9 protein-coding genes and 1 rRNA gene are annotated in these 7,804 nt (G+C 62.6%); 6 read left to right on the top strand and 4 right to left on the bottom strand.

Annotation, left to right across the window (positions count from 1 at the left end; translation table 11 throughout):
- On the bottom strand, positions 1-213 hold a 213-nt coding region (locus Q0L94_RS08395; protein ID WP_296752394.1), incomplete at its 3' end, for an OsmC family protein.
- A 9-nt stretch (positions 214-222) separates the two neighbouring features.
- Positions 223-984 (bottom strand): YdcF family protein, encoded by a 762-nt coding sequence (locus Q0L94_RS08390; RefSeq protein ID WP_296752392.1) that lies wholly within the window; start codon positions 982-984, stop codon positions 223-225.
- Positions 985-1,104: 120 nt separating this feature from the next.
- On the opposite strand from Q0L94_RS08390, the gene rplM reads away from it, so the two are divergent.
- The 4 genes from rplM to erpA all read left to right on the top strand — a co-directional run bounded on the left by rplM (position 1,105) and on the right by erpA (position 3,533).
- The gene (rplM, locus tag Q0L94_RS08385; protein ID WP_018079616.1) at positions 1,105-1,539 is read left to right on the top strand and encodes a 50S ribosomal protein L13; all 435 of its coding nucleotides are present in this window, start codon (positions 1,105-1,107) and stop codon (positions 1,537-1,539) included.
- A 9-nt stretch (positions 1,540-1,548) separates the two neighbouring features.
- Positions 1,549-1,941, top strand: a complete 393-nt coding sequence (gene rpsI / locus Q0L94_RS08380) for a 30S ribosomal protein S9 (protein WP_018079615.1) — start codon at positions 1,549-1,551, stop codon at positions 1,939-1,941.
- A 114-nt stretch (positions 1,942-2,055) separates the two neighbouring features.
- Complete coding sequence (argC, locus tag Q0L94_RS08375; RefSeq protein WP_296752388.1) at positions 2,056-3,084, top strand: N-acetyl-gamma-glutamyl-phosphate reductase; 1,029 nt, start codon at positions 2,056-2,058, stop codon at positions 3,082-3,084.
- 98 nt (positions 3,085-3,182) lie between these two features.
- Positions 3,183-3,533 carry an iron-sulfur cluster insertion protein ErpA gene (gene erpA, locus Q0L94_RS08370; RefSeq protein ID WP_296639657.1) on the top strand — a complete coding sequence of 117 codons (351 nt, stop codon included), beginning with the start codon at positions 3,183-3,185 and terminating at the stop codon, positions 3,531-3,533.
- 112 nt (positions 3,534-3,645) lie between these two features.
- Here the strand turns inward: erpA and Q0L94_RS08365 are convergent, their stop codons facing one another.
- Complete coding sequence (locus tag Q0L94_RS08365; protein WP_296752386.1) at positions 3,646-4,749, bottom strand: anhydro-N-acetylmuramic acid kinase; 1,104 nt, start codon at positions 4,747-4,749, stop codon at positions 3,646-3,648.
- A gap of 12 nt (positions 4,750-4,761) precedes the next feature.
- The gene (locus tag Q0L94_RS08360; protein ID WP_296752383.1) at positions 4,762-6,042 is read right to left on the bottom strand and encodes a peptidoglycan DD-metalloendopeptidase family protein; all 1,281 of its coding nucleotides are present in this window, start codon (positions 6,040-6,042) and stop codon (positions 4,762-4,764) included.
- 197 nt (positions 6,043-6,239) lie between these two features.
- Here Q0L94_RS08360 and tyrS point away from each other — a divergent pair, with 197 nt between their 5' ends.
- Together tyrS and Q0L94_RS08350 are read left to right on the top strand one after the other, a co-directional pair.
- Positions 6,240-7,430: a tyrosine--tRNA ligase gene (tyrS, locus tag Q0L94_RS08355; protein ID WP_296752396.1), complete on the top strand. Its 1,191-nt coding sequence runs from the start codon at positions 6,240-6,242 to the stop codon at positions 7,428-7,430.
- A 279-nt stretch (positions 7,431-7,709) separates the two neighbouring features.
- Positions 7,710-7,804 (top strand): 16S ribosomal RNA (locus Q0L94_RS08350); the annotation flags it as partial.

Raw genomic sequence — 7,804 nt, 5'->3', positions numbered from 1 at the left:
GACGCAGTCGGTGACCTGCTGGCGGCCCTTTCTCAGGATGTGGACGACGTCGTAGGCGGAGCAGCCGCCGAGGCCCAGCAGCAGCATTTCCATCGGCCGCACGCCGAGGTTCCTGCCGCCGCCTTCGGGCGGGCCGTCCATCACGACGCTGTGGCCGGATTCGCTCTGGCCGACGAAGCTGACGCCTTCGATGAGTTTGACGCGGGCTTTCATGGGGTTTCCTCAGGTTCGCAACGTGCGGAGTTTGTACCACAGAATGCCCAGCCATTCGTGCAGGGCAAAGCTGCTGTCGCGCAAGCCGGCAGGGGTGGGCAGCAGGTCGAACACGTCGTCGAGGTCGGTGCTGGCGAACTGGATGCCGGCGGGGATGACTTCCAGGCCCTGCGCTTCGAACAGCGGCACGGCGCGGCGCAGATGCCAGGCGTGGCTGACCAGCACGATGCGGCGCACGCCGCTTGCCTTGAGCAGCGGCGCGGACAGCCGGGCGTTGTCCCAGGTGGTGAGCGACGCTTCTTCGATCCAGCGGGCGGCAACGCCGAATTCGTCGTGGAGGACCCGCTGCATGATACGGCCTTCGGCGAGCGTGCCGCCGCCGGGCTTGCCGCCGGTGGCGAGAATCGGCAGGCCGCTGGCACGATGCAGAAAGGCTGCGTAGCGCAGACGCTCCAGGCTGATGCCGTTTACGGTGTCGCTGTCGTATTCGGCTGCCGCCAGGCGCCGCCCGCCGCCGAGGACGACGATGGCGCCGGCATCCGTCAGGGCTGCAAAGTCGACCGGGCGGCTGATTTCCAGGGTTTTCTGCAGCAGGCCGCCGACCCAGGGAGTGGAGAGGGCATACAGCGAGGCGGCGGAGAGCAGGATCAGCGACATGGCGAGACGGGGGCGGCGACGGTTGAGGATAAGCCCGGCAGCCAGCAGAATCACGAGCGACAGCGGCGGCAACAGGGCGGCGGCGATCAGGTTGGTCATGAGCCAGGGAGTCATGGCACGATTGTATGCGGGAGCGGGGCGCTGGCCGATTGTTGCGCAGTGTTTGACTTTGCTCCGGCCCGGCGGTTAAAATGCCCGGCTTTCCGAGAATGTCCTCTGTGCAGAGGTTGGGTCATGAAAACCTTTTCCGCTAAAACGCATGAAGTCAAACGCGACTGGTTCGTGGTTGACGCCGATAACAAAGTGCTGGGTCGCCTGGCTTCCGAGATTGCCCGCCGTCTGCGCGGCAAGCACAAGCCCGAGTTCACCCCCCACGTCGACACCGGCGATTACATCGTGGTGGTCAACGCCGGCAAGATGGTCGTGACCGGCAACAAGGGCCTCGACAAGAAATACTATCGCCACTCCGGTTATCCCGGCGGCATCTACGAAACCAGCTTCGACAAGATGCAGGAGCGTTTCCCCGGCCGTGCGCTGGAAAAGGCGGTCAAGGGCATGCTGCCCAAGGGCCCGCTGGGCTACGCCATGATCAAGAAAATGAAAATCTACGCGGGCGCGGACCATCCGCACGAGGCTCAACAGCCCAAGCCCCTCGACATCAACGCTTAAGGTCGCATCATGATCGGTAACTACAATTACGGTACGGGACGTCGCAAATCGTCGGTTGCCCGGGTGTTCATCAAGGCCGGCAGCGGCAAGATCGTCGTCAACGACAAGCCTGTGGACGAGTATTTCTCCCGCGAAACCGGCCGCATGATCGTGCGCCAGCCGCTGGCGCTGACCGACAACCTGAGCCGCTTCGACATCATGGTCAACGTATCGGGCGGTGGCGAATCGGGCCAAGCTGGCGCGGTGCGCCACGGCATTACCCGTGCGCTGATCGACCTTGACGCCGAAATGAAGCCCACGCTGAAGGCTGCTGGCCTCGTGACCCGCGATGCCCGCGAAGTCGAGCGCAAGAAGGTCGGTTTCCACAAGGCGCGCCGCCGCAAGCAGTTTTCCAAGCGCTGATCTTCAGGGTCAGCCGCTTGCCGCAGAAAAGCCGTCCGTTTTCGGGCGGCTTTTTTACGCCCGGCCAGCGGGCGTGTCTTACAATTGGGCCATTGTTTGCAAGGACATCACACCATGATCAAAGTCGGTATCGTCGGCGGCACGGGCTACACCGGGGTCGAACTGCTGCGCCTGCTGGCGCGCCATCCACAGGTGGAGCTGAAGGCCATCACCTCGCGCAAGGAAGCCGGGATGCCGGTGGCGGACATGTTTCCCAACCTGCGCGGACGGGTAAAGCTGGCATTTTCCACCCCGGAAGAGGCGGGACTGGAAAATTGCGATGTGGTCTTCTTTGCCACCCCCAACGGCGTGGCGATGCAGCAGGCGCGCGCGCTGCTCGACGCCGGCGTCAGGGTGATCGACCTGGCGGCCGACTTCCGCATCAAGGACATCGCGGTGTGGGAGCAATGGTACAAGATGGAGCACGCCTGCCCCGATCTGGTGGCCGAGGCCGTGTACGGACTGCCGGAACTCAACCGCGACCAGATCCGCAGCGCGCGGCTGATCGCCAACCCGGGCTGCTATCCGACCGCGGTACAACTGGGTTTTCTGCCCTTGCTGGAATCCGGCGCGGTGGATACCGGCTTTCTGGTGGCGGACGCCAAATCGGGCGTGTCCGGCGCCGGGCGCAAGCCGGAAACCCATATCCTGTTTGCCGAAGCGGCGGACAATTTCAAGGCCTACGCCGTCGGCGGCCATCGCCACTGGCCGGAAATCAAGCAGGGGCTGGACCGTTTCGCCGGCAAACCGGTGGACTTCACTTTCGTGCCGCACCTGTTGCCGCTGATCCGCGGTATCCACGCAACGCTGTATGCAAAGCTGAGCACCGACATCGATCTGCAAAGCCTGTTCGAGCAGCGCTACGCGGGCGAGGCTTTCGTCGATGTGCTGCCCGCCGGCAGTCACCCGGAAACCCGCTCGGTACGCGGCGCCAATGTGTGCCGCATCGCTGTGCATCGGCCGCAGGGTGGCGACACCGTGGTGGTGCTGTCGGTGATCGACAATCTGGTCAAGGGCGCGGCGGGACAGGCGGTGCAGAACATGAACATTGTGTTCGGCCTGCCTGAAGACACCGCGCTGGCCGATGTGGGGATGCTGCCTTGACGGCTTGCCGGGGAACTCCGCGGCCCTGACAGGGTCTTTGCTTGACGACGGCCGGGTGATGCGGATAATCACCCCACACATTTTCAAGGAGCATCGCCATGAATGCAGTAACCGAAATGGAATCCCCCCTGGTTTTCACCGATAGCGCGGCCAGCAAAGTCAAAAGCCTGATCGACGAAGAAGGCAATCCCGATCTGAAGCTGCGCGTGTTTGTTTCGGGTGGCGGCTGCTCCGGCTTCCAGTACGGCTTCACCTTTGACGAAGCGCAGAATGCAGACGACACCGTGATGGTGAAAAACGGCGTCACCCTGCTGGTCGATTCGATGAGCTTCCAGTATCTGGTCGGCGCCGAGATCGATTACTCGGAAGGTCTGGAAGGCGCGCAGTTCGTGATCAAGAACCCGAACGCCACCACCACCTGCGGCTGCGGCTCGTCGTTCTCGGCGTAAGCGCTTCCTCACCCAATAAAAAAGCGGCTTCGGCCGCTTTTTTATTGGAAGTGTCGTGGCGAACTGCCGTTCCTGCAAGGCGGGAGAGCCCCCCGGCCCGGTGGCTGCGGGTTCAAGCCGGGTAAATCGCTCCCAGAATCCGTTCGCCCCGGGCGCCGGTCACCCCAGGCAGATTACCCGGTTCGTGGTGCAGCGTCTGCCGGGCCAGCCAGGCGAAGGCGAGGGCCTCCACCCAGTCCGGATCGATGCCAAGCGCGGTGGTGGCGCCGACCTTGACCGCCGGGAGCAGGGCGCCAATGCGGCCCATCAACGCGCCGTTGTGCGCCCCGCCGCCGCAGACGTAGAGTTCCTGCGCGCCGCCGCATTCACGCTTCACCGCATCGGCGAGACTGGCAGCGGTGAATTCGAGCAGAGTGGTCTGCACATCGGCCGGGTCGATGGCGTGACCCATGCGGGCAAGCGTCGCGTCCAGCCAGTCCAGATTGAATTGCTCGCGCCCGGCGCTTTTGGGCGGCAGCTGTTTCAGGTAGGCGTGCTGGGCCAGCAAGTCCAGCAGAGCGGTGTCGACACGTCCGCCGGCCGCCCAGGCGCCATCGCGGTCGTAATGGGTGCCACGGTGCCGTTTGATCCATGCGTCCAGCAGCATGTTGCCAGGACCGGTGTCCCAGCCGCGCACGGTGCCATGTGTCGGTAGATCGGTAATATTGGCGATGCCGCCGATGTTGGCGATGACGCGGTGAACGTCCGGATGCCGCAGTGCCCGGGCATGAAAGGCGGGCACCAGCGGTGCGCCCTGGCCGCCTGCCGCGATGTCGCGGCTGCGGAAGTCGGCAACAACGGTGATGCCGGTGAGTTCGGCCAGCAGGGCGGCATTGCCGATCTGCAGCGTGTAACCATCTGCAGGGCGATGGCGCAGGGTCTGGCCATGGCAGCCGATTGCGCGAACGGTGCCGGGCGCGATGCCGTCAAGTAGCTCCTTGACGGCATCGGCATACAGATGCGCAAGTTGATTGGCGGCGATGGCGGCGAGATGGATTTCGTCGGGCTGCGGCGTATGCAGCGCCAGCAACTGCGCGCGCAGGCTGTCGACGTAGGGCAGATAATGGCTGCGGAGAAGGCGGGGCTGGCCCGTGGGGCCTATTCCGGCGAGAACAGCGTCGACGCCGTCGAGACTGGTACCGGACATGAGACCGACATAGTGTTCGGTCTCATGCATGGGGGGTGCCGCTCAATCGAGCGCGGCGAGGTTGGTGCCGCGCAACAGGGCCAGCTTGTCGGACCAGCTGGCCGTCTCCTGCAGGAAGCGCGCACGCTGTGCCACGGCCAGCGGCGGCGAACCCGGCAGCTTGATGGTCATGGGGTTCTGTGGCCGTCCGGCGATGCGTACTTCATAGTGCAGGTGCGGGCCGGTGGAGGCGCCGGTCGAGCCGACGTAGGCAATGACCTGGCCCTGGCCGACCGAGCGGCCGGTGCGGATGCCCGAAGCGAACGCGCTCAAGTGGGCGTAGTAGGTTTCATAGCCATTGGAATGCCGCAGGATGACCAGGTTGCCATAACCGCCTTTGCGTCCGGCGAATGTGACGGTGGCATCGCCGGTGGCCTTGACCCGGGTGCCGGTGGGCGCGCCGAAGTCGACGCCGGTATGGGCGCGGTGAAAGCCGAATACGGGATGTTTGCGTGAATTGCTGAAGCTGGACGTGACGCGTGAGAATTCGAGCGGTGAGCGCAGGAAGCCCTTTTTCAGCGACTCGCCCTCGGGGGTGTAATAGTCTTCGCGTCCGAAGGGATCACGGAACAGCACGGCACGATAGGGTTTGCCGGCATTGACGAATTCGGCTGCCAGCAATTTGCCGGCGGCAATGGGTTCGCCGTTGCGGTAATTGACCGTGTAGATGACCGAGAAGGTGTCGCCACGGCGCATGTCCTCGCGGAAATCCAGACTGGTGGAGAAGGTTTCGGCCATCTGGTCGGCGATCTTGTCGGGGATGCCTGCGCTATCGGTGGCGCCATACAGCGATGTCAGGATGCGGCCGGAACGCATTACGACCCGGGTTTCAAGTAGTTCGCTGGCTTCTTCGGCGACGTAGCCGCCGTCCTGGCGGCGCACCGTCAGGGCAGCGGCATTGCTGCGCTCGAACTGAATGCTTAACAACTGTCCATCCTGCGCGGTGGTGACCTGGATGCGCTTGCCGGCACGAATGCTGGAGGCCATCTGGCGCACCGCGTCGGCAGTCAGCAAACGCTGGATTTCCAGGTCGTCGATCTTGAGCCGCGACAGTGCGCTGGCGAGGGTATCGCCGGCCTGGATCACGCTTTCGCGTTCGAACGTGCCGGCCGCGCTGACGCTGACCGGCGTCGGCAGGGAGATGGCTTCGGTGATGGTTGCCGGAACGATGTCGAGTGTGTTGGTGTCCGGTGCGAGGCCGAAAGCGGCAACAACACCGAAAAGCGGCAGGCTGGAGAGTGCAACCAGAGTGCGCAGTCTGAAGCGGCGTTCCGCTCCGCTCATGCGATCGGTTAAGATTCTCAGTTTGGTGAGCGGCATAAACCGTTTCCCTATCCGTAATCGAGCCGGGAGTCTAACACAAATGGCCCCGGGAGGTTTTTGTCAATCCAAACAGCAGCTTGTGTGCGTTGGGTGAAGCGGTATTGATGGTTAACGGCCAGACCTGAACAAACTTGACCCGCTATACAGAGAGGAATTTGATGCAGGACGCCTTGCAGGAAATCAAGCGTGGAGCCGATGAGCTGCTGGTGGAAACCGAGCTGATCGAGAAGCTGAAAACGGGCCGCCCGCTGCGAATCAAGGCGGGATTCGACCCGACTGCGCCCGACCTTCATTTGGGCCACACTGTGCTGCTGAATAAATTGCGCCAGTTTCAGGTGCTCGGGCATCAGGTCATTTTCCTGGTGGGGGATTTCACCGGCATGATCGGCGACCCCACCGGCAAAAACGCCACGCGGCCGCCGCTGACCCGCGAGGCGGTGGCCGAAAACGCCAGGACCTATCAGGAACAGGTGTTCAAGATTCTCGATCCGGCGCTGACCGAGGTGCGCTTCAATTCCGAATGGATGGAAAACCTGGGGGCGGCCGGCATGATCCGGCTGGCCGCGACCCATACCGTGGCGCGGATGCTGGAACGCGACGATTTCCATAAGCGTTATACCGGCCAGCAACCGATCGCGATCCATGAGTTTCTGTACCCGCTGATCCAGGGCTACGACTCGGTAGAGCTGAAAGCGGACGTCGAGCTGGGTGGCACCGACCAGAAATTCAACCTGCTGATGGGACGCGAACTGCAAAAACATCATGGGCAGCCGGCGCAGTGCATTTTGACCATGCCGCTGCTGGAAGGACTGGATGGCGTCAACAAGATGTCGAAGTCGCTGGGCAACTACATCGGCATCGATGAGCCGCCGCAGGAGATTTTCGGCAAACTGATGTCGGTGTCCGACGAATTGATGTGGCGCTACATCCGCTTGCTGTCGTTCGAATCGCTGGCCACTATCGCGGACTGGAAGCGGCAGGTCGCCGACGGCGCCAATCCGCGCGACATTAAAGTGCGGTTTGCGCAGGAGATCGTTGCGCGCTTTCACGGCTCGGCGGCGGCGTCCGGAGCGTTGGCGGAATTTGAAGCGCGCTTCCAGAAAGGCGCGCTGCCGGACGATATGCCGGAAATCAGCCTGCCTGCCGTGGAAGGAAGCTTGCCGGTGCCGCAGTTGTTGAAGCAGGCCGGGCTGGTGGCCAGCACCTCGGATGCCATTCGCCAGATTGCCGGCGGCGGCGTCAGGCTGGATGGAGAACGCGTGGCGGACAAGGGCGTGGCGGTGCCGCTAGGGGCGACGGTGGTCGCGCAGGTCGGTAAGCGGAAATTTGCCCGCGTCACGGTTATTTGAAATTAATTTGACGAAAGTGTTGACGGAATATTTTTGCTCTGTAGAATGCGCAGCTTCTCGAAACGCAGCGCGACACGCAAACAGCGCAAAGCACTGCTAATCGATTGATCTTTAACAATTTACAGCCGATAGGTGTGGGTGTTGATGCGGTAGCTGTCCTGGTTTTGTCTGGGGCGGCAACTAGCATAGATGCTCACACTTGAATGAAGCGTCGTTGGATTGATTGACGGCGTGAGTTTGAGTTGAGCGACAGAAGTATTTGAAGTAATAGCAGTGATTGAACTGAAGAGTTTGATCCTGGCTCAGATTGAACGCTGGCGGAATGCTTTACACATGCAAGTCGAACGGCAGCACGGGTGCTTGCACCTGGTGGC

Source organism: Thiobacillus sp. (genome assembly GCF_024708915.1).
The sequence above is the reverse complement of the archived record's forward strand: the minus strand, read 5'-3'. Positions and strand labels throughout refer to the sequence as shown.